Origin of the sequence: Streptomyces sp. GC420, assembly GCF_009916105.1 — a bacterium.
Classification (GTDB): domain Bacteria; phylum Actinomycetota; class Actinomycetes; order Streptomycetales; family Streptomycetaceae; genus Streptomyces.
The window spans coordinates 1-20,158 of the sequence record NZ_JAAAXQ010000118.1 but is presented as its reverse complement, the minus strand read 5'-3'; the positions used below and the strand labels follow the sequence as shown (position 1 = coordinate 20,158).

Annotated in this window: 19 protein-coding genes and 3 pseudogenes; 7 read left to right on the top strand and 15 right to left on the bottom strand. The window is 71.1% G+C overall.

Features of this window, described 5'->3' with window-relative positions; genetic code table 11:
• Positions 1-143 precede the first annotated feature (143 nt).
• Together GUY61_RS16855 and GUY61_RS16850 are read left to right on the top strand one after the other, a co-directional pair.
• Positions 144-2,363, top strand: coding sequence for an NADP-dependent isocitrate dehydrogenase (locus GUY61_RS16855; protein ID WP_166630999.1), 2,220 nt, complete (start codon positions 144-146; stop codon positions 2,361-2,363).
• A 493-nt stretch (positions 2,364-2,856) separates the two neighbouring features.
• Entirely contained in the window at positions 2,857-3,903 is a 1,047-nt protein-coding gene (locus GUY61_RS16850; protein WP_166630998.1) for a lytic polysaccharide monooxygenase, read from the top strand.
• 10 nt (positions 3,904-3,913) lie between these two features.
• On the opposite strand, the gene GUY61_RS16845 is transcribed toward GUY61_RS16850, so the two are convergent.
• Together GUY61_RS16845 and GUY61_RS16840 are read right to left on the bottom strand one after the other, a co-directional pair.
• Positions 3,914-4,771 (bottom strand): triacylglycerol lipase, encoded by an 858-nt coding sequence (locus GUY61_RS16845; RefSeq protein WP_166630997.1) that lies wholly within the window; start codon positions 4,769-4,771, stop codon positions 3,914-3,916.
• A 145-nt stretch (positions 4,772-4,916) separates the two neighbouring features.
• Positions 4,917-5,345 carry a MarR family transcriptional regulator gene (locus GUY61_RS16840; protein ID WP_208106098.1) on the bottom strand — a complete coding sequence of 143 codons (429 nt, stop codon included), beginning with the start codon at positions 5,343-5,345 and terminating at the stop codon, positions 4,917-4,919.
• A gap of 104 nt (positions 5,346-5,449) precedes the next feature.
• Here GUY61_RS16840 and GUY61_RS16835 point away from each other — a divergent pair, with 104 nt between their 5' ends.
• Complete coding sequence (locus GUY61_RS16835; RefSeq protein WP_166630996.1) at positions 5,450-5,824, top strand: cupin domain-containing protein; 375 nt, start codon at positions 5,450-5,452, stop codon at positions 5,822-5,824.
• A 155-nt stretch (positions 5,825-5,979) separates the two neighbouring features.
• On the opposite strand, the gene GUY61_RS16830 is transcribed toward GUY61_RS16835, so the two are convergent.
• The 10 genes from GUY61_RS16830 to GUY61_RS16785 all read right to left on the bottom strand — a co-directional run bounded on the left by GUY61_RS16830 (position 5,980) and on the right by GUY61_RS16785 (position 14,545).
• Positions 5,980-7,212, bottom strand: coding sequence for a polyprenyl synthetase family protein (locus GUY61_RS16830; RefSeq protein ID WP_166630995.1), 1,233 nt, complete (start codon positions 7,210-7,212; stop codon positions 5,980-5,982).
• Complete coding sequence (locus tag GUY61_RS16825; RefSeq protein WP_166630994.1) at positions 7,209-8,618, bottom strand: cytochrome P450; 1,410 nt, start codon at positions 8,616-8,618, stop codon at positions 7,209-7,211. Before GUY61_RS16825 ends, GUY61_RS16830 begins: the two co-directional genes overlap by 4 nt.
• Complete coding sequence (locus GUY61_RS16820) at positions 8,615-10,045, bottom strand: cytochrome P450 (RefSeq protein ID WP_166630993.1); 1,431 nt, start codon at positions 10,043-10,045, stop codon at positions 8,615-8,617. Before GUY61_RS16820 ends, GUY61_RS16825 begins: the two co-directional genes overlap by 4 nt.
• A gap of 38 nt (positions 10,046-10,083) precedes the next feature.
• Positions 10,084-11,211 (bottom strand): terpene synthase family protein, encoded by a 1,128-nt coding sequence (locus GUY61_RS16815; RefSeq protein ID WP_166630992.1) that lies wholly within the window; start codon positions 11,209-11,211, stop codon positions 10,084-10,086.
• Positions 11,208-11,417: a hypothetical protein gene (locus GUY61_RS16810; protein WP_166630991.1), complete on the bottom strand. Its 210-nt coding sequence runs from the start codon at positions 11,415-11,417 to the stop codon at positions 11,208-11,210. Before GUY61_RS16810 ends, GUY61_RS16815 begins: the two co-directional genes overlap by 4 nt.
• A 566-nt stretch (positions 11,418-11,983) precedes the next feature.
• Positions 11,984-12,370 carry a hypothetical protein gene (locus GUY61_RS16805; protein ID WP_166630990.1) on the bottom strand — a complete coding sequence of 129 codons (387 nt, stop codon included), beginning with the start codon at positions 12,368-12,370 and terminating at the stop codon, positions 11,984-11,986.
• A 295-nt stretch (positions 12,371-12,665) separates the two neighbouring features.
• Positions 12,666-12,881, bottom strand: coding sequence for a DUF397 domain-containing protein (locus tag GUY61_RS16800; RefSeq protein WP_166630989.1), 216 nt, complete (start codon positions 12,879-12,881; stop codon positions 12,666-12,668).
• Positions 12,878-13,120, bottom strand: coding sequence for a Scr1 family TA system antitoxin-like transcriptional regulator (locus GUY61_RS16795; RefSeq protein WP_166630988.1), 243 nt, complete (start codon positions 13,118-13,120; stop codon positions 12,878-12,880). The genes GUY61_RS16800 and GUY61_RS16795 overlap by 4 nt, the downstream gene beginning before the upstream one ends.
• Positions 13,105-13,359, bottom strand: coding sequence for a hypothetical protein (locus GUY61_RS16790; RefSeq protein ID WP_166630982.1), 255 nt, complete (start codon positions 13,357-13,359; stop codon positions 13,105-13,107). The genes GUY61_RS16795 and GUY61_RS16790 overlap by 16 nt, the downstream gene beginning before the upstream one ends.
• 46 nt (positions 13,360-13,405) lie before the next feature.
• Positions 13,406-14,545 carry a CdaR family transcriptional regulator gene (locus GUY61_RS16785; protein WP_166630987.1) on the bottom strand — a complete coding sequence of 380 codons (1,140 nt, stop codon included), beginning with the start codon at positions 14,543-14,545 and terminating at the stop codon, positions 13,406-13,408.
• An 86-nt stretch (positions 14,546-14,631) separates the two neighbouring features.
• On the opposite strand from GUY61_RS16785, the gene GUY61_RS16780 reads away from it, so the two are divergent.
• From GUY61_RS16780 to GUY61_RS40220, 4 genes and pseudogenes are all read left to right on the top strand, one after another.
• Complete coding sequence (locus tag GUY61_RS16780; protein ID WP_166630986.1) at positions 14,632-15,687, top strand: ferredoxin reductase; 1,056 nt, start codon at positions 14,632-14,634, stop codon at positions 15,685-15,687.
• 7 nt (positions 15,688-15,694) lie between these two features.
• Positions 15,695-16,813, top strand: a complete 1,119-nt coding sequence (locus GUY61_RS16775; RefSeq protein ID WP_166630985.1) for an acyl-CoA desaturase — start codon at positions 15,695-15,697, stop codon at positions 16,811-16,813.
• Positions 16,814-16,871: 58 nt separating this feature from the next.
• Positions 16,872-16,964: pseudogene (locus GUY61_RS41195) on the top strand (DUF6207 family protein); the annotation flags it as partial.
• A gap of 268 nt (positions 16,965-17,232) precedes the next feature.
• Positions 17,233-17,513 (top strand): annotated as a pseudogene (locus tag GUY61_RS40220) (hypothetical protein); the annotation flags it as partial.
• Positions 17,514-17,517: 4 nt separating this feature from the next.
• Here the strand turns inward: GUY61_RS40220 and GUY61_RS16770 are convergent.
• The 3 genes and pseudogenes from GUY61_RS16770 to GUY61_RS16760 form a co-directional block, all read right to left on the bottom strand.
• Complete coding sequence (locus GUY61_RS16770) at positions 17,518-17,952, bottom strand: VOC family protein (protein WP_166630984.1); 435 nt, start codon at positions 17,950-17,952, stop codon at positions 17,518-17,520.
• A 155-nt stretch (positions 17,953-18,107) separates the two neighbouring features.
• Complete coding sequence (locus GUY61_RS16765) at positions 18,108-19,082, bottom strand: DNA polymerase thumb domain-containing protein (protein WP_166630983.1); 975 nt, start codon at positions 19,080-19,082, stop codon at positions 18,108-18,110.
• Positions 19,079-20,005 (bottom strand): annotated as a pseudogene (locus GUY61_RS16760) (OB-fold nucleic acid binding domain-containing protein); the annotation flags it as partial. The pseudogene GUY61_RS16760 and the gene GUY61_RS16765, both read right to left, overlap by 4 nt.
• Between the last annotated feature and the right edge of the window lie 153 nt (positions 20,006-20,158).

The following is a 20,158-nucleotide window of genomic DNA, read 5'->3' as shown; positions in this document are numbered from 1 at the left end:
GCCGGGGGGCCGTCCCGGTTGGGGCCCCTGCGTCGGCGGAATCCGGCCGGATGCCGACCGGTGGGCAGGGTCCTGTCGAGAGCCGGGCGATACCGAGATATCTTGATGTCGAGCAATGTTGCAGACGTGGAGCGGAGCACCCGGTGACTGACTCGACCATCATCTACACGCACACTGACGAGGCCCCGGCCCTGGCAACGTATTCGTTCCTGCCGGTGGTCGAGGCGTACGCCTCGAAGGCCGGGGTCACCGTGGAGAGCCGGGACATCTCCCTGGCGGGGCGGATCCTCGCCCACTTCCCGGAGTACCTCAAGGAGGAGCAGCGCGTCGCGGACGCCCTCGCGGAGCTCGGCGACCTGGCCAAGACCCCCGGGGCGAACATCATCAAGCTCCCGAACGTCTCCGCCTCGATCCCGCAGCTGAAGCAGGCTGTCGCCGAGCTGCAGGAGAAGGGCTACGCGCTGCCGGCCTACCCGGACGACCCGAAGACCGACGAGGAGCGCGAGATCCGCGCCCGCTACGACAAGGTCAAGGGCAGCGCCGTCAACCCGGTGCTGCGCGAGGGCAACTCCGACCGCCGCGCCCCCGCCTCGGTGAAGAACTACGCCAAGGCGCACCCGCACCGCATGGGCGCCTGGACCCCCGAGTCGAAGACGAACGTCGCGACCATGAACGCGGACGACTTCTGCTCCACCGAGAAGTCCGCGGTCATCTCCGAGCCCGGCTCGCTGCGTATCGAGCTGGCCGCCGAGGACGGCACCACCACCGTGCTGCGCGAGTCGGTACCGGTGCTCGAGGGTGAGGTCGTGGACGCGTCGGTGATGCGTGCCGCGGCGCTGAACGAGTTCCTGGCGGCGCAGGTCGCCCGCGCCAAGGCCGAGGGCGTGCTGTTCTCGGTGCACCTGAAGGCCACGATGATGAAGGTCTCCGACCCGATCATCTTCGGTCACGTGGTGCGCACGTTCTTCCCGAAGACGTTCGCCGCGTACGGCGAGACGCTGGCCGCCGCCGGCCTGAGCCCGAACGACGGTCTCGGCGCCATCCTCAAGGGCCTGGAGTCGCTGCCGGAGGGCGACGCGATCAAGGCGTCCTTCGACGCGGAGATCGCCGAGGGACCGGCGCTGGCGATGGTCGACTCCGACCGCGGCATCACCAACCTGCACGTGCCGAGCGATGTCATCGTCGACGCCTCCATGCCCGCGATGATCCGCACCTCCGGCCACATGTGGGGCCCCGACGGCCAGGAGGCCGACACCCTCGCCGTGCTGCCCGACAGCAGCTATTCCGGTGTCTACCAGGTCGTCATCGACGACTGCCGTGCCAACGGCGCCTTCGACCCGTCGACGATGGGCTCGGTGTCCAACGTCGGTCTGATGGCGCAGAAGGCCGAGGAGTACGGCAGCCACGACAAGACCTTCGAGATCGCCGCCCCGGGCACCGTGCGCGCCGTCGACCAGGCCGGCAACGTCGTGCTGGAGCAGCAGGTCGCGGCCGGTGACATCTTCCGCATGTGCCAGGCCAAGGACCTGCCGATCCGCGACTGGGTCAAGCTCGCCGTCACCCGCGCCCGCGCCACCGGCAACCCCGCGGTGTTCTGGCTCGACGAGGACCGCGCGCACGACGCGAAGCTGATCGAGAAGGTCAGGACGTACCTCCAGGACCACGACACCGAGGGCCTGCAGATCGAGATCATGTCGCCGGTCGAGGCGACCAGGTTCTCGCTGGAGCGCATCCGCCGGGGCGAGGACACCATCTCGGTCACCGGCAACGTGCTGCGTGACTACCTGACCGACCTGTTCCCGATCCTGGAGCTGGGCACCAGCGCCAAGATGCTCTCCGTCGTCCCGCTCATGGCGGGCGGCGGCCTGTTCGAGACGGGCGCCGGCGGCTCCGCGCCGAAGCACGTGCAGCAGCTCGTCAAGGAGAACTACCTGCGCTGGGACAGCCTGGGCGAGTTCTTCGCGCTGGCGGCCAGCTTCGAGCACCTGGCGCAGACCACCGGCAACGCGCGTGCCCAGGTCCTCGCGGACACCCTGGACCGGGCGACCGCGACCTTCCTGAACGAGGACAAGTCGCCGACCCGCCGCGTCGGCGGCATCGACAACCGCGGCAGCCACTTCTACCTGGCCCTGTACTGGGCGCAGGAGCTGGCGAAGCAGACCGACGACGCGCAGCTGGCGGAGGCGTTCGGGCCGCTCGCCAAGACGCTGGCCGAGTCGGAGGGCACCATCGTCGACGAGCTGATCGCGGTGCAGGGCTCCCCGGCCGACATCGGCGGCTACTACCTGCCCGACCCGGCCAAGGCCTCGGCCGTCATGCGTCCTTCGGCCACCTTCAACCAGGCGATCTCGAGCCTCGCCTGACGTTCGGCCCCCGTCGGCCGCCGCTCGTCCCGTTTCCGCCCCGTCCGGCAGCCGCCGGGCGGGGCGGCCGCGTTCACGCCGCCCGCGGGCACACGCCGGCGCGGGGCCGGCGGGGTCGCTGAAGCGGCCGGTCAAATGCCGCGGCCACAAAGCGGGCCGGCGATTGTTGTGCTCTGCCGGTATCCGCGTCGGGCAGTCCGTGCGCCGTACGATCGTCGCGGCCGTATCCCCCCACCGCACAACGGGAGTTCTCGTGATCGCCGCATTCTTCGGCGGGCTCCTCGCCCTGGTCGTGGCCAGGTTGCGAAAGAAGTGAGCCGGTGCCGGCGCCCGGTGCTCCCCGGGCCGCGGCCGCCTGTCCGATGCGCCGCTTAGCCGGACCTTAAGCGCGCCATAAAGATCGCCGGTGCGGTGTTCTCGCAGGTGAATTCGGGTGTGGGCGTGGCTAGTTTGCTGCCACCCCCCTGATTCACGTACCGAGGAGAACGCCACCATGACCGCTCGCCGCAAGGCCGCCGCAGCCGCCGTCCTGGGTGTCGCGCCGCTCGTGCTCACCGCGCTCGCCACGGCCCCGGCCGCCGCGCACGGTTCGATGACGGATCCGGTCAGCCGGGTGTCCGCCTGTTTCGCCGAGGGTCCGGAGAGCCCGGACTCGGCGGCCTGCAAGGCGGCGGTGGCGGCGAACGGCACCCAGGCGTTCTACGACTGGAACGAGGTCAACATCGGTGACGCGGCGGGCCGGCACAAGGAGATCATCCCGGACGGCAGGCTGTGCAGCGCGGGCCGCGACAAGTACAAGGGCCTGGACCTGGCGCGCGCCGACTGGCCCTCCTCGCCGATGTCGGCGGGCAGCCACACCTTCCGCTACCGGGCTACCGCTCCGCACAGGGGCGGTTTCGAGCTGTACATCACGAAGGAGGGCTACGACCCGGCGAAGCCGCTGAAGTGGTCGGACCTGGAGGCCCGGCCCTTCGCGAAGGTCTCGGACCCGGTGCTGCGGAACGGGGAGTACGTCTTCGAGGGCACCGTCCCCGGCAGGTCGGGCCGGCACCTGATCTACAGCATCTGGCAGCGCACGGACAGCCCGGAGGCCTTCTACACCTGCTCGGACGTGGTGTTCGGCGGCGGCTCCGCGGGCACGGGCGGTTCCGGTGACTCCGGCGGCGGCACGCAGCCCGCGCCGGCCGCCTCCGCCCCGACCGGCGAGCAGATCGAGGACGGCGCCGGCGAGTCCACCGTCGGCCACGGCGGCCACGGCGGGGACTCGCCGGAGGAGACGGGGGACGGCACAGAGAACGGGGGCGGCAACGGTACGAAGAGCGGGGCCGCGGACGCGGCGACGCCCTCCCCCGGCACGGAGGAGGGCGTCGCGGGCAACGAGCCGGCGCCCAGGGGTTCCGCCGTTCCCGCCACCGGCACCGCGAATCTCGCGAAGACCGGTGGCGGGAGCGGCACCACGATGATCGCGGTGGGCGGTGCCGCGGCGCTGGCCCTGGGTTCGGTCCTGCTGTTCACGCTGGCGCGCCGCAGGACCCGTTGAGCGTCCGGGATCAGAACGCGTCGGTGCAGTCGGTCCGTTCGGCGTTCGCGGGGTCGAGGGCGTTGGCCGTCTCGTGGAAGGCGAGGCGGTCGAGCAGCCCGATGGCCACGTGCTCGGAGAAGTCGAGCGCGCACAGGTCCTGGATGACGACGTTGGTCACGCCGGAGCCGCTCAGGAACTGCGAGCGGTACGGCGTGACCACCTCGTCGTACTTGGTGGCGATGACGGTGTAGCGGACGCCGGGCACGGTGTCCCCGCCCTCGTTGAGCCGCCGCAGGAAGTCCGAGCCCACGACCTGGTCGGTGAGGGCGGGGGCGAAGTCACCGATCGCCTTCTCGGCGCCGGGGAAGAAGTCGAGCAGCGCGGTGAGCCCGGACAGGGTGGTGCCGTGGTTGCTCGGGGCGATCCCGACGAGCGCGTTCACCTTGTCGGCGCCGCCGAGGAACTTCAGGTAGTGACGCGGCATCATGCCGCCCTGGGAGTGGCCGACGATGTCGGTCTCGCGAGCGCCGGTCGAGGCGAGCACTCTGTCGACGAAGTCGGAGAGCTGCCGTGCCGATTCGTCGATCGGGCCGAGGCCGTGGAAGAAGGGGACGCCGGGCAGCTTCCCGTAGTCGAGCGAGTAGACGCAGTAGCCCCGCTTGACCAGGTAGGGCGCGAGGCCGAGCCAGTTGTCGACGGAATTGCCGAGGGTGCCGTGCACGAGGACGACGGGCCTGGGGTGGGCGGCGGAGGGCTTGCAGGAGTAGTCGTTCCATCCGCGGGAGGGAGCGGTGGACTCGGCGGCGCTCGCGCTTCCGGCGAGGGCGGTGACCAGGAGGAGAAGTGCCGCGGCGCAGGATCTGAGTGCGCGGTTCCAGGGCAGCATCGAGTGATCTCCTTGCGGCTCAGCGAAGTGTGGGAGGTTGCACGCCTCGTGATCCGGATCACAGGTCTGCCGTTACTGACTCAAGAAGTTACGGGTGAGTAATTGAGCGGGGAAGCTACGGGTCGGTAAAGTTTTCGTGTCCATGTCACCAGGTCGGCCTGACGGGGCCGCCGGATGCGATACGCAGCAGGTCCTCCCGCAGCCTGCGCACGCCCGCCTCCCCCAGCACCTCCACCCAGGGCCGCACCGCCTCGGCCGCCGCCGCCTCCGCCGCCCGCGTGCACTCCCAGCCGCGCTCGGTCAGGACGACCAGGCGGGCCCGCGCGTCGTCCGGGTGCGGCCGGCGCTCGACGAATCCCTTGCGGACGAGTTCGTCGACGAGCTGGCTCGCCGCCTGCTTGGTCGTACCGAGATGCTCGGCCAGCTCGCCGGCGGTCGCCCCGGCCGGGGCGAGGCGGGCGAAGGCGAACCCGTGGGCGGGGCGCAGCCCTTCGAAGCCGCGGGCGACGACCCCCTCGTGGATCCGCCGGGTGAGGGCCCCCGCCGCGGCGAGCAGGCAGGCGGACAGGGTCATGGCGTCACGGTCGTTCACAGGGGCCAGCTTGACACAAAGGTCAAGCCGCTTGAATATCCAGTCAAGCAACTTGTTCAAGTTACTTGACCATATGGGAGTCTTCCATGCCTGTTGTCCGCGCCGCCGACGCCATCGTCCACGAGATCCACGGCGCCCGCTTCCTCTCCCACGCCGCCCCCGCGCAGGGCAGCGTGGAACTGTCCGCCTGGCGCGCCGAGATGCCGGCCGGCACCTCGTCGCCCGTGCACACCGTCAGCCGCGAGGAGATCTTCCACCTGCTCCAGGGCACGGTCGAGGCCGTCCTCGACGGCCGCGCCGAGACCCTGTCGCCCGGCGACACGGCGATCATCAGCCCCGGTGTCCCCGTCCAGATCCACAACCGGGGCACCGGCACGGCCGTCGCCTGGGTCACCACGACCACCGGACTGTCGGTCACCCTCGGCGACGAGTCGGTCCTGACTCCTCCGTGGGCCAACTGAGCGCTCCAGGCTCCGCGCCATGATCCTTCTCTGCCTGGCCGGTTACGCCCGGTCCCTACCCGGACGCGCCTGACCCGGACCCCACGCCGACCCGCAGAAGGGAGCGAAGAGCCCGATTCTCGACGCCGTAGGACGTGGAGGCGGCGGACATGCCCTCAGTCGCGGTGGGCCGACGCCTGCTCCACGAGCGCTCCCGCCTGGAGGGCGGCCGGCTCGGCGACCCCGGTCAGGATGTCGTGACGCGGCGCCGGGGTCGTCCGGTGCGGGTGCCGGCCGCCGAGCGGACCCGATGTGGCAGAGGTCACCGGGGCCGGGGCGGCGGCCCCGAGGACGGTCACCGCCAGCTCGGCCATCAGGTCGAGGCCGTCGGGGCCGATCCCGCCTACCGCGTCGCCCAGCGAGTCCAGGCAGTGCCGGCGCTGGCGGGTGACCGCCCGCCAGGTCGCGTCGAGCGCACCCGATTCGCGCACCCGGCGCGACGCCTCGTCAGCCAGGCCGCTCCGGGGCCCTTCGCACCGGGCGAGCTCGAGCAGCAGCCGGCGCAGCTGCGGATCACGGCGCAGCGCCCACAGTGTCGGGTGGGTGTAGACGCCGTTGGCGATGTCGTGCCCGACCGGCTTGCCCAGGGCCTCGCCGCTCTCGGTCAGGTCGAGCAGGTCGTCGAGGAGCTGGAAGGCGATGCCGAGGTGGTGGCCGAACCGGCCGAGCGCCGCTGTCGTCGCGGCGTCGTGTCCGGCGGCGAGCGCGCCCATCCGGCAGGACGTCTCGATCAGCGATCCGGTCTTCCCGGCTATCACGCTGAAGTACGACCGCTCGGTGCGGTCGACGTCGAAGACCGTCGAGCACTCCTCGGCCTGGCCCTCGCAGAGCCGGACCAGGGTGCGGCCGAGGAGGCGCACGGCCTCGGTGCCGAGAGCGGCCGCGGCGGCGTGCGCGTGGCCCAGCAGGTAGTCGCCGGCGAGCAGCGCCCGGTTCTTGCCGGCCCGTGCGCTGATCGTCGTGACCCCGTGCCGCGTCACCGCCTCGTCCATGATGTCGTCGTGGACGAGGCTCGCGAGGTGGAGGAGCTCCACCGCGGAGGCGCCGCCGACGACGCGCTCCCGCGGCGGCGCCGACCGCTCGCGTGCGGCGCGGGCGGCGGCGAGCACCAGCAGCGGACGCAGCCGCTTGCCGCCCGAGAGCACGTCGGCCAGTTCGGGCGGGATGACGAGCGGGCAGGCACGGACGGCGCCGCCGATGTCACCGAGGCAGGCCAGCATGTCCTCGCGCACGGCGGCCGCACCCGTGTGTGCGGCCAGCACGCCGTAGGCGGGGGTCCGCAGCAGCCTGTCGACGCCTGCGCACACGTCCGGATCAGCGAGGCCCGCCGACGCCGCCGACCGCGTCATGACGCCACTGTCCCCGGCCTGACCGACGCGAACGGCGCGGCGTCGTCCGCGTCGGGACCGCGCACCCCGCGCCGCTCGACCGTCATCAGGACGCCCTCGGCGCCGAGCGACGCGCGCGCCAGCGGCCGCACCGCCGTCCCGGGCACCGGGCGCAGGCGGAAGCGGGACGCGACCGCGGCGACCACGACGGCGAGTTCCGTCAGCGCCACCTCGTCGCCGATGCACTTGCGGTTGCCCGCGCCGAACGGCAGCAGCGCGGCACGTGCGGCCGCCGGGGCGGAGCGCCACCGGCCGGGGTCGAAGCGCAGCGGATCGGGGAACACGTCCGGGTCGTGGTGGAGCTGGTACGGGCTGAACAGCACCGTGGCGCCCTTCGGCACCGGGTGTCCCACGAGCTCGGTGTCCCTGGTGGTCGTACGGCTGAGCAGCCATGCGGGCGGGTAGAGCCGCAGCGCCTCCAGCACGACGCGCTGAGTGTGCTCCAGGCGGGGCAGGTCGGCCGTCCCGATCGAGCCGGCCGATCCCCCGCGCACGACGTCGTCGATCTCGGCGTGCAGGGCGCGTTCGGCCTCCGGGTCCTGGGCGAGCAGGTGGAATACCCACGTCAGCGCGTCGCCCGGCGGCTCGGTCGCGCCGATCAGCAGCGTCATCACCTGGTCGTGGATCTCCTCGTCGCCGAGCGAGGCGCCGTGCTCGTCCCGCGAGCTCACCAGGATCGACAGCACGTCGCCGTGGTCCCTGCCGGCGCGCCGGTAGGAGTCGACGGTGTCGCGGATGATGCGGTGCATTGTGGCGCGGGCGTCCTCGAAGCGGCGGTTCACGGGCAGCGGCAGGCGGTGCACCCAGTCAGCCGGGACGAGCATGCGCTGGTAGACGCCCCGCATGATGGCGGGCATGCACTCGACGACCTCGGCGACGGCCTGCTCGCCGAGCTGCGCACCGAACATGGTGCGGGCCGCGACCCGCAGCGTCAGCGTGTGCATCTCGCGGCCCACGTCCAGGGTCCGGCCCTGCTGCCACCCGGCGAGCGCCGCGTCGACCTGCTCGGCCATCAGCCGGGTGTAGCCGGGCAGCCGGGAGGTGGCGAAGGCCGGCTGCATCAGCAGCCGCTGCCTGCGGTGGGTGGTGAAGTCCGAGCTGACGAGGCCGTCGCCGACGAGCAGGCGGGCCTTCTCGAAGAGCGGGCCGCCCTTGTCGAACGTCCGCGGGTCGTGCAGGACCTTCAGGACGGCCTCGGTGCCGCACGCCAGGTAGGCGCGGTGCGGGCCGAGGCGCAGCGTCACCAGGTCGCCGTGTCCGGCCAGCTCGCGCAGGAAGGGCAGCGGGCGCCGCCACAGCTGCGCCGCGTGGCCGATCAGCGGCAGCCCGTGCGGCGCGTCGGCGGGCGCCGGCCGGGCGCCGGTCACGGCTGCCCTCCCTGGTTGGGGCACCCGGTCGCCCGCTCGGCCGTCGGGGCTGCGGCGCCGCCCGCCGCTGCCCGGCGGCTGAGCCTCATCGGGAGCGGTCCGGGGCCGAGCGTCGCCTCGGGCAGCGGCTCGCGCTTGGCCCCCGGGATCATCTGCAGCGACCAGCGCGCGAGGATCGTCGCGATCACGAGTATCGCCTCGGTGAGCGCGAACTTGTCCCCGATGCACTTGCGGTTGCCCATGATGAAGGGCTGCATCGCAGCCTCCGTGATGTCGTCGACGCGCTCCGGGAGCCACCGGTCGGGGTCGAAGGTCTCCGGCTCCGCGAACAGCTCCGGGTTGTGGTGCAGCAGGTACGGGCTGAGCAGCACGATGGTGTCCCGGGGTATGGGGTGGCCGCCCAGTTCGGTGTCGCTGGTGGTCATCCGGGTCAGCAGCCATACCGGCGGCCGGATGCGCAGGGTCTCGTACAGCACCCGGTAGAGGTAGTCGAGGCGGGGGATGTCCTCGAAGGTCGCCGGCCGGCCGGCCAGCACCTCGTCGAGCTCCTCGTTGAGCCGCCGCTCGACCTCCGGGTGCTCGCTGATCAGGTGGAGGGTCGAGCAGATCGCGTTCGCCGTCGTCTCCATGCCGCCGGCCAGCAGGGTCATGACCTGCTTGTGGATCTCCTCCTCGGACAGCCCCTGCCCGGACTCCTCGTCCACCGTGCCGATCAGGATGGACATCAGGTCGCCGTGGTCGATGCCCGCACTGCGGTACTGCCCGATGGTTTCGTCGACGACCTGCCGCATCCGCTCGTGTGCCAGCGCGAACTCGCGGTTCTCCCGGGTGGGCAGCTTCTCGAGCAGCGCCGTCGGCGCGACCATCCGCTTGTAGACGCCGCGGTTGATGATCGGCATGCACTCCTGCACCTCGGCGGCGGCGTGGCTGCTCACCGGGTTGGTGAACATCGTGCGGGCCGCGATGCGCAGCGTCACCGTGTGCATCTCGTGGCGTATGTCGCACTCCCGGCCGTCCGTCCAGCCGTCGAGCAGCGCTGCGATCTCCTCCTGCATGACCGCCGCGTACCCCGGCATCCGCGCCCGGTGGAATCCCGGCTGCATCATCCGGCGCTGCCGCCGGTGCGGCTCCCACGTCGCCGCGAACAGTCCGCTGCCGACGAGCTCCTCGGCCTTGTCGAACAGCGGACCGCCCTTGTCGAAGGTGCGCGGCTCGAGCAGGACGCGTCTGATCAGCTCGGGGTGGCACACCATGACGGCGGGGCGGCGCCCCAGGCGGACCTCGACCAGGTCGCCGTACTTCGGCAGCTCCGTGAGGAACTGCTGCGGCCTGCGGGCCAGGGGCACGGCATGGCCGAGCAGGGGCAGCGCGCCGGGCGCGACTGCGTAGCGTGTCGTGCGGGGCGGCGGAGCCGAGATCGTGGTCATGGCGGTCTTCCTGTCAGCGGACGGGCAGGGCTGGTCGTTCAGGCGGTGGCGGGTGCGTCGCGGAAGCGGGCCACCGGAGCGGTGAGGCTGAGCCAACCGGACGTCGAGCCGTCCCACACCGCGCCGTCGCCGAAGTAGCGCGGTGTCAGGTACTCGAACTCCTGGCTGCCGCCGATCAGGTGGTCCAGACCGGAGAGGTAGGCCCGGACGTCCGGGGACTGCCCGTGCGGACCCGACAGCAGACTGTCGCGGGCGGCGATGTAGGCCCGTTCGTGACGCTCGACGAGGGCGCAGAGCCGGTCGACGGCCTCCTGCAGCGGCAGACCCACGTCCTCACACAGCACGCGGACCGTCGTCATGGTGTCCTGTTGGGCGTACTCCTTGCGCCACGAGAGCAGGTCGTTGACGATGATCAGCTGCCGCATGCCGTGGTGGTGGACCTCGTCGAACACCCCTTCGGCTGCGGCCGTGCTCATGTCGACCTCGGCCGCGTACTCGGTGAGCAGCTGGAGGAACTCGCACCCGAAGCTGTCGACCCGCACCTGCATGCAGGCTTCGAAGTCCGGCACCCGGCGGGCGAGCTTGCAGCGGATCTCCGCCGTGCAGCCGCGCAGGAAGGCCTCCAGGCTGGACACCAGCCGCTCGACCTGCACCTCGCTCATCCCCCTCGCGATCCGCCGCCAGAGGTCCCGTGCGGCACGGCCGTACGCCGTCGCGGCGGCTCCGCCGCCCTCGCCGCCTCGGATGTCGGCCATCACGGCGGCGAAGGCCTCACCGGCGGCGACGTGGTCGGCGCCCAGCGCCGACTCGTCGGAGACGAAGCTGTCGATGACCGTGACGAACTGGTACCAGTCGGCGATGTCCTGCGCCCTTGCCGCGGCGGCGTACGGGACGGTCAGCGGCCCGTAGATCCCGTTGCGCTGGCGCAGGAACACCAGGAGCGACTCCTCGGAGTCGAAGCACGATCCCAGCATCCGGCGGAGCCAGCCGTTCGAGGCGATCTCGATCCGGGCGGCGTCGGGGTGGTAGCCGACGGGGAGCAGGCGCGGCAGCGGCGGCAGGAAGAACTCGTCCGGGCCTCCGGGCTCGGAGCCTCGGGCGTCGCCGCCGTGCGGCAGAGGCGGTTCGTCGTCGGCGAGGCGGACGGAGCCGTCTTCGGTGATCACCCTTGGGTCTCCAGGTTGGTGGTGGGGTGAGGGCGGTCGGGCACGGCGAGCGGCGCAGGCGCGTGGACGGAGGCCTCACCCGCGGTCGGCCCGGCCGGCGGCGCGGCAGCCGCTTGGGGCTCCTTCATCGGACGTCCCTCGGCGGGCAGCGTGCGCAGTCGCTCCACGGGCGGCTGCTCGGCGGCCGTGCGCTTGACTGCTGTCATGTATGTCTCCCTGCCACCGCACACACTGTTGGACAGTGCGATGACCCATCGCACGGAAGCGCTGCAGGCCGCCCCGACAGTGCACCCGCGTGCTAAAGCGGTCCTTAACGTCGCACTTGCGCGCAGTGGACTGCCCGGCAGGTGACGGGAAGGCGAGTGAAACGCCTCCGGCCTGCGACAAAACGGCTCTTGTCAGGCCCTGTCGGCGCTGGAAGGGGCCTCCCCGGCGGTGCGCCGGGGCGCGGAGCGCCCTGGGTCCGCCCGTGGGCAGCGGCGCCGGCCAGGGAAGACGCCGCTGAAGAGGTCAGCCTGGACGGAGTGGAGTCGGCCGCCCACTGGCGCGCCCTCCTGGCGTGATGCGTCTCAGCCGAACCTGGGGATCAGGCCGACCAGTTCCCGCTGATCGTCGCCGACCCACGCCATGTGCTCGTCAGCCAGGCTGCGGGCGAGCACGGAAACTCGTTGATCTTAACCAGGCACAGGCCCTACAGGGTCGTGACAAGTCCCGGCGTGCGCCCTGCCGGCGCGGCGCGCACAGACATGAGGAAACGGCGGGACAGATGCGATCAGAAGCGGCCCTTGACCGATGAGTACAGGGTCTCCACGCTGCGCCGGGTGCCGTCACTCCCGCCAATGAAGTTCGTACGGGGATTCAAACGGAACGTGCTGCCGTCCGCGCGACGTATGCGAACGTACGTGTTGCCGGTGTAGATGCCGTTCACGTGGAACTCATTTGGCCTGCCGCCCAGTGCCACTTCGTCGAGCGGATCCGCCCACAGGAGCCCTTTGTCACGGACCGACCAATAGGCGCTCTTGACCAGGAGCACCCGGCGGTCGGTCACCCCGAGGACGGCACGCCGGAAACCAGCACCGAGGTACCCGGACAGGGCCACCTTCAGTGTCTCCTTACGCAGATAGGGGTGCAGGGCCCGCTTCAGCTCGGACTCACTCATGACGACCCTCCGTCGGCCGGTGCGTGCAGACCTGGCACAGTGCCGCGGCCGAGTGCACACACCTTCGCCGGTGTCCGCACTACCGGTGCACACACCGATAATGCACGCCGCACCGGCCGCGAGTCACGCTCAGCGTTCTAACGGATCCCACCGCCGGGCGGGGACGAAAGCCCAGGAGTTGAACACAACTTCACACAGGCCTGGTGCTGCGATCGCACAGGTTCGCCGGATCGGGCCGTCAGTGCACGTCCGACCGCCACGGCCACCGACCCGGCGAGCCTGTGCGGTTACAGCACTAAGAGACCGGCGTCTCACGCGCGTAGGCGGTGAACGCGGCCCACTGCTCGCGGGAGAAGGCCGGCGCCGTGCCCGCAAGGTCCTTCGAGTCACGGACGTGCACGGCGCGGGGCGCGGCGGCCACCTCGACGCAGTCGCCGCCGTTCGGGCCGCTGTAGCTGCTCTTGAACCAAGTCAGCTCGCGAGAAGGGCTGTTGTTCTGCTCAGTGCTCATCTCTCCCCTGCCAAGCTCTCGATGAGAGGGGCAGACTCCTCGGCATTGAGGGCCTGTGACCGCAGCATTCCATGCTGCAGCCAGAACTCGCTGACCTCGTCACGGCGGGACCGGACATTGACGATCCCCTGGGATTCGATGGACACGAACTGGCGACGCTCGACTGTTTCCAGAAGGACCATGGGGCCGCTCAGGCCGCTGTGCGCTGCCCGCTGGGTCGGCATCACCTGAAGTTCCACATTCCGCATCCGGGAACACTCCAACCCAGGCCGTACTGGCACAGGGTCCTGGCCGTGGCGGGCCCGACCCCGTCCAGCGCGCCCGCCGGCCGGTCCGCCAGGGCCTGCTGAGTGAGGCCGGCCCGCTCGCGGAAGAGGCGGACCTCCTCCGGCACCACCAGCGTGGTGCCGGGCGCGGCCTCCCTCCCCGCCAGGCCTTCCCGCGCATGAGCCAGCTGATGGCACTGAGAACGAGGCACGCTTCCTGGACCGCTCGCGCACGCGGTCGTGGACGGTCGAAACGCGTCAGCTGGTCGGAAGACCGACCGCCAGGGTCAGTTCAAGGACCCGGTGTGGCGATGCGAGATCCGGAAACAGCTCCCGCAGCTGCGACATCCGGTACCGGACTGTCTGGGGATGGACGAACAACGCCGCCGCCGCCTCGTCCCGCCTGCCCTGGTGCAGCAGCCACGCCCGCAACGTTTCCTCCAGCCGCCGTGCAGTCGCGACAGGCAAGGTCCGCAACGGTGCGAGGGCTCGGGCACGCAGGTCTGCGAACGCGTCCACGTCGGCGCTCAGCACCAGCTCAGGCAGGTGGTCCTCGGTGTCGCGAATATCAGAGGAGAGGGAGCGCGCGCGTACGGCTCGTGCGTACGAGGCGGACGCACGAGTCCATGGCCGGGCCGGGCCGACCACGGCGGTGCGGTCGGTCAGCTGCCGCAAGAGATGTGATCGGTCGGCATCGGGGACGAGCAGCACACCGGTGGCATCCGGCAGATCGTCGAGGACGAGGGTGCTCGGGTCGAGCGCGCGACAGGCAGGCCGGGCCTGGGCGGCGGGCAGCAGGACCGCGGTCAGCGAAACCGGAGGCTGCCACCCGGCCCGTTGAACAGAGGCCAGCAGCACGTCCGGGCTCGCGTCGGCGAGGAGGTCGCGGGCCAGGTGTTCCAGGTGGCGCTCGTGGGCCCTGCCCCGGGCGGCCAGTTCGTCGGCGTGGCCCGCGGCGCTCGCGGCGGAGAGCTCGTCGATGTAGGCGAAGGTCAGCTCGGCGAACTTGGCGACCTCGGCGGCGGGCAGACCTGCGGGTACGGCACCCGCTGCCAGGCATCGCCAGGCCACGCGGGCGCCGACGCGGTAGGCGCTGAGCAGGGCGTCCATCGAACGGCCGTCGCGCACCTCGCCGCGGCCCAACTCGTAGGCTGCGTGCCCGGCGTCGCCGCCTGTGGCGTTCCCGCTCGCGAGGTCCAGGTAGTGCCCCAGGGCGGTGCGGACGGCTCGGCGGATGGTGTCGCCCATGCGGCCCGAAAGGGCGTTGGCGTAGGAAGGGACCTCGTCGATGATCGCCTGGACGACCTCGTCGGCGGTGGTCTTCAGCGCGGCCCGAAGTGCGGTGACCGTCGTGTCATCCAGGGCCAGTTCGCTGGCCCTCCGGATTGCATGGCTCACGTTTTATTCCCTGCGAACAATTCAGCCGACCAGATTTACGTCCTGCGGTCAGGACTTTACGCCTTGAGGCGCAGCAAGCTGGAGTCATGACGAGTGCAGCCCTCCGCAGCAGGGCGTGGAAACTGCTGGAGATGGTCACGACGCCGCTACTGCCGTCGGACTACCTCGACCTGGTCAGCCCGCTGCGTGCGGGTGCTGATCTGCGTGGGCGCATCGAGGCCGTGCACCCCGAGACGGGTGACGCCGCGACCATCGTGATCAGGCCGGGACGGGGCTGGCGCGGCCACACGGCCGGTCAGTACGTGCGGATCGGCGTCGACGTCGACGGGGTGCGCCTGTGGCGTGCCTACTCGGTCACCTCACCGACAAACCGCCGGGACGGCCGCGTCACGATCACCGTGAAGGCAATCCCGGACGGCAAGGTCAGCAACCACCTGGTCCGCAGGGCGAAACCGGGCACGCTGATCCAGCTCGACCAGGCGACCGGTGACTTCGTGCTGCCAGAGGCCAAGCCCGCCAAGGTGCTCTACCTGACGGCCGGCAGCGGCATCACGCCCGTGATGGGCATGCTGCGCGACACCGAGTTCAACGACGTCGTCATGGTCCACTGCGCGCCACAGCCGCAAGACGTGATCTTCCGCAACGAACTGCACGACCTGGTCGCGGACAAGAAGCTGCAGCTCACCGAGGTGCACACCGACACCGACGGCACGCTGGACATCGCCCGTCTCGACGAACTCGTGCCCGACTGGGCCGAGCGCGAGACCTGGGCTTGCGGGCCCGCGGGCCTGCTCGACGCCGCCGAGGAGCACTGGAGCCGGCACGGCGTCCCAGAGCGCCTGCACACCGAACGCTTCCGCCCCGGCATCGTCGTCGCCGGTGACGGCGGCGAGGTCACGTTCAGCGCCACCGGCAAGACCGTCGATGCGGACGGCGCCACGCCGTTGCTGGACGTCGGCGAGAAGGCCGGCGTGCTCATGCCCTCCGGGTGCCGCATGGGCATCTGCTTCGGCTGCGTCACGCCGCTCAAGGCGGGCGCCGTCCGCGACCTGCGCACCGGCAAGATCACCGAGGCCGAGCCGGGCGTCCTCATCCAGACCTGCGTGTCCGCCGCGGCGGGCCCCTGCGACATCGAACGGTAGGAGCACCTTGACCGCCATCGACCCCAGCGCCCACCTGACCGCGGAGCAGATCGAGGAGCTTGGCCGCGAGCTGGACGCGATCCGCGACGAGGTGATCGCCGGCCGCGGCGAGAAAGACGCCGCGTACATCCGTAAGGTCATCTCGGCGCAGCGCAAGCTCGAGCTGGTCAGCAGGGGCGTGCTGCTGTTCTCGATCTTCCCGCCCGCGTGGCTGATCGGCACCGCCGGCCTGTCCGTGGCAAAGATCATGGAGAACATGGAGATCGGCCACAACGTCCTGCACGGCCAGTGGGACTGGATGCGGGACCCGAAGATCCACTCCACCACCTGGGAGTGGGATCACGCCTCGCCGTCCGAGCAGTGGAAGCACTCGCACAACGAGCTGCACCACACCTACACCAACGTGATCGGCAAGGACAACGACCTCGGATACGGCATCATGCGCGTCGACGAGGACCAGAAGTGGCACCCGTTCCACCTCGGCCAGCCGCTGTGGAACTTCATCAACGCCTGCTTCTTCGAGTACGGCATCGCAGCGTACGACCTGGAGCTCGGCAAGAACCTGCGCAAGCGCCGCCGCAAGAACCCGGAGTTCCGCGCGCGGGCGAAGGCCGTGGGCCGCAAGATCCGCAAGCAGGTGCTCAAGGACTACGTGATCCACCCGCTGCTGTCAGGCCCGTCGTTCCTCACCACACTCGCCGCCACGTTCACCGCGAACCTGGTCCGCAACATCTGGTCCCACTCGGTGATCATGTGCGGGCACTTCCCCGAGGGCGTACAGGTCTTCGAGCGCCGGTCGATCAAGGGCGAGACGCGCGGCCAGTGGTACCTGCGCCAGATGATGGGCTCGGCGAACATCAGCGGCAGCAAGGCCATGCACTTCATGACCGGCAACCTCTCGCACCAGATCGAGCACCACCTGTTCCCGGACCTGCCGAGCAACCGGTACGCCGAGGTCGCGGTGAAGGTGCGCGCGTTGTTCAAAAAGTACGAGCTGGAATACGTCACCGGGCCGCTGCCCAAGCAGGTGTTCTCCGCGTGGCACAAGGTCTTCCGGCTCTCGCTGCCGAACAAGAAGCCCAAGGTCAAATCGCCGGCCCGCGAGCAGGAGCTCACCGCGGCCTGATTCCCGGTATTGGTTCAGTTCTTTCGGCCGTACCGGCGGCACCGCCGGGTTCGGTGAGATCCGTTGCGGACGGTGGGCGACCGCGACATCAGACCGTACGACACGGGATCCGGGACAGCCCGGTGTCCGGCCGCACTGCTACCTGGACATCCGCCAGGAGCTCGACACACAGCCCCCGGCGAGATGTTGTAGTGCGCTGACCTGCCATGGTCGGGCCGATAGTCGGCTGCGTACGCTCGCTTCGCCGACGGGCGGGCCGGGTGGAAGGCATGGGGCTGTGACGCGGACACTGCCGGAACCGATGCTCGCCGCCCCCAGGCTGTCTCAGGCGGCGCACCTCCGCAGGACGAGACGGGTTCGCCGCCGACGGTTCGGGGAGCCGAAAACGGAAATAGGGCCGCGCGGCCGTCGGCGCGGCCATCGCCCCGCGGCTCGGCCTGCCCCGGCTGGAAGTGATGATCTGGCCGGAGCCCTCCGGCACCGACGAGCAGGACGAGCGGAACGGGCTGCACTGGAAGACCCGCGCCCTCGTCCACCGGGCGGCAGGGCGCCCGTTCGTCTCTGTCGACGACGAGATCACGGACACGATCGAACCTGGGTCTCCGCACACTATCGAGGACATGCCCTGCTCCACCGCGTCGACCCACGCCGGGGTCTCGTCGACGCCGACTACACTGCCCTCGCCGAATGGCTGTCGTAGGTCATCAGTCGAGACAGAACTCGTTGCCCTCGATGTCCTGCATCACGATGCACGACTCGTTGTCGTCATCGGCAAGCATCGTTCGTACATGTACCGCACCGAGCGCGACCAGTCGTGCGCATTCGGCCTCCAGGGTGGCAAGGCGCTCTTCACCCACGAGTCCGGTGCCGGCCCGCACGCAGAGATGGACCCGATTCTTGACGATCTTCCCTTCGGGAACGCGCTGGAAGAGCAGGCGCGGGCCCACACCCGAGGGGTCACTGCATGCGAAGTAGACGACCCGGTCCTCGGGCGGCAGCGAGCGATGGTAGTCCTCCCAAGTGGCAAACCCCTTCGGGATCGGCGGCAGGACATACCCCAGCACCTCGCACCAGAAACCGGCGAGGCGCGCAGGTTCCGCGCAGTCGAAGGTGACTTGGAACTGCTTGATCGCTGGCATCGGCGCACAATAGCAGGGGGCGCTCCGCCGCTCATCTCCCGGCGGAACGCGGTCATCCACGGGCGTCCGGCGGGACGGGACTCCCGCCTGGCGCTGCGCCTGCTGCCCGGCGGTCAGGCGTCAGGCATCAGGCGTCAGGCGTCAGGCGTCAGGCGTCAGGCGGCCAGTGAGCCCGGGACGACCGCGCCCGGGCCGAAGCGGGCCCTGGCGCGGTCCGCGGCGGCCTCCAGGCGGCGGGCCTTCTCGTCGGCCGGGTCCAGCGACAGCTGGTGGGCGGCGCGTTCGGCCGGCCCGAGGCCCTCCGCCCGCACCGAGACCCCGCGCACCCGGGCCCGTTGCAGTCCGAGCGAGTCGTAGATCCGGTAGGCGAGTTCCGCGAGCGCGGGCGAGTGGGCGGTCGGTTCGGGCAGGGTCCGGCCGCGGCTGGTCGAGGACCGGTCGGCGTACCGCACGGTCAGTGTCAGCGAGCGGCACACCTGGCGTTCGCCACGCAGCGCGGCACCCAGTTCCTCGGTGATCGACCGCAGCGCGCGCCGGTGGCCGGCCGGGTCCAGTTCGTCGCGGTCGAAGCGGCGTTCCGCGGCCATCGATCGCGCGGCGGCGTCGGGGACGACCGGGGTGCGGTCCATTCCGCGTGCCCGTTCGTGCAGTTCGCGCCCCGCGCGGGCCCCCACGATCCGCTGCAGGGTGGACAGCGGCGCGGCGGCGATCCGGCCGGCGCTGTCCAGGCCGTACTGGCACAGGGTCCTGGCCGTGGCGGGCCCGACCCCGTCCAGCGCGCCCGCCGGCCGGTCCGCCAGGAACTCCGCGGCGGCCGCCGGCTCCTCCGGCACCACCAGCGTGGTGCCGGGCGCGGCCTCCCTCCCCGCCATCCTGGCCAGCATCGGGTTGCCCGCCACGCCGATCGTGCAGCCGACGCCGTAGTGCCCGAGCGCCCGTACCCTCAGCAGCCTTGCGATCCCCTCCGCGTCCAGTCCGAAGTACCGCTCGGCGCCGCGCACGTCGACGAGCGCGGCGTCCGGCGGCAGGGCCTGGACCACGGGGCTGATGTCCTCCGCCAGGGCGAGCAGCCCGGGCAGGACCGCCTCGTGCCCCGGCGGCAGCAGGAACCGTACGTGCAGAATGCTCATCCCGCGCTCCCCGGACTCGAGTGCCACAGTTTGCGTCCGGTCGCGGCACCCTCGCCGGCGGGGCGCAGATCCGCCCAGGGGTGCATCTCGTAGCCGGTGGACATCCTGATCCGGCGTTCCCCGGCCGCCGGTCCGGCGTCCGCCGCCGGTCCCGGCTGCCCGGCGAGCGCCGCCGCGACCGCGTCCAGGCCGCCCTCCCCCCTGCGCAGTTCCACCAGTTCGGCGAGGTTCCACGCGGCCGAGCCGACCACGCTCAGGCTGCGCGGCCCGCGCCGCTGCACGACCCCGCGCACCAGCAGCAGCCAGGAGTGGAAGACGGTGTGCGCGCAGGCCTCGTGCGAGTCGTCGAAGAAGGCGAGGTCGACCAGGCCCGTACCGTCGTCCAGGGTGGTGAAGATGACCCGGCGCCCGGAGCGGATCGGCGGGGTCTGAGTGGCCGCCTTGGCTCCCGCGACCAGCACGGTCCGCCCGTGCCTCGCCTCCCTGAGCCGCCGCGCCGGGACCACGCCGAGTTCCTCGAGGAAGGCGTGGTGGTCGGCCATCAGGTGGCGGGAGGCGTCCATGCCGAGGACGCCGAGTTCGGCACTGAGCCGCTCCGTCTCGCTGAGGTCGGGCAGCCCGGCGGGCGCGGTCCTCCGGCCGCCGTCGAGGGGGAGTTGGGAGCCGTAGGTCCCGGATCGCTTCTGTACGCGGTGGAGTTCGGCCAGGTGCAGCAGCAGGTCGCGGCGGTTGGCGCCGAACGCGTCCAGCGCGCCGACCTGGGCGAGCCGTTCGGCCGCCGGGCGGCTGGGCCTGGCCCGCTGGCAGAAGTCGAGCAGTGAGGAGTAGGGCTGCCCGGCCTCGATGCGGGCGGACTCGGCCTCGCTGATGCCGTGCACGTCGGCGAGGCCCAGCCGCAGACCCCACACCCCGCCGGCACCACCCGCACCGCCGTGACCCGCACCGCCGTGACCCGCGCCGTCGAGTAGTCGTCGAAGCCCTCGCTGAAGCCGACGTTCTTGATGCCCACGGCGTATCCGACGCCCCGTACGACACCTTCGCCGTGCGTGGTGTTGGACAGTCCGCCGGGCAGGGCC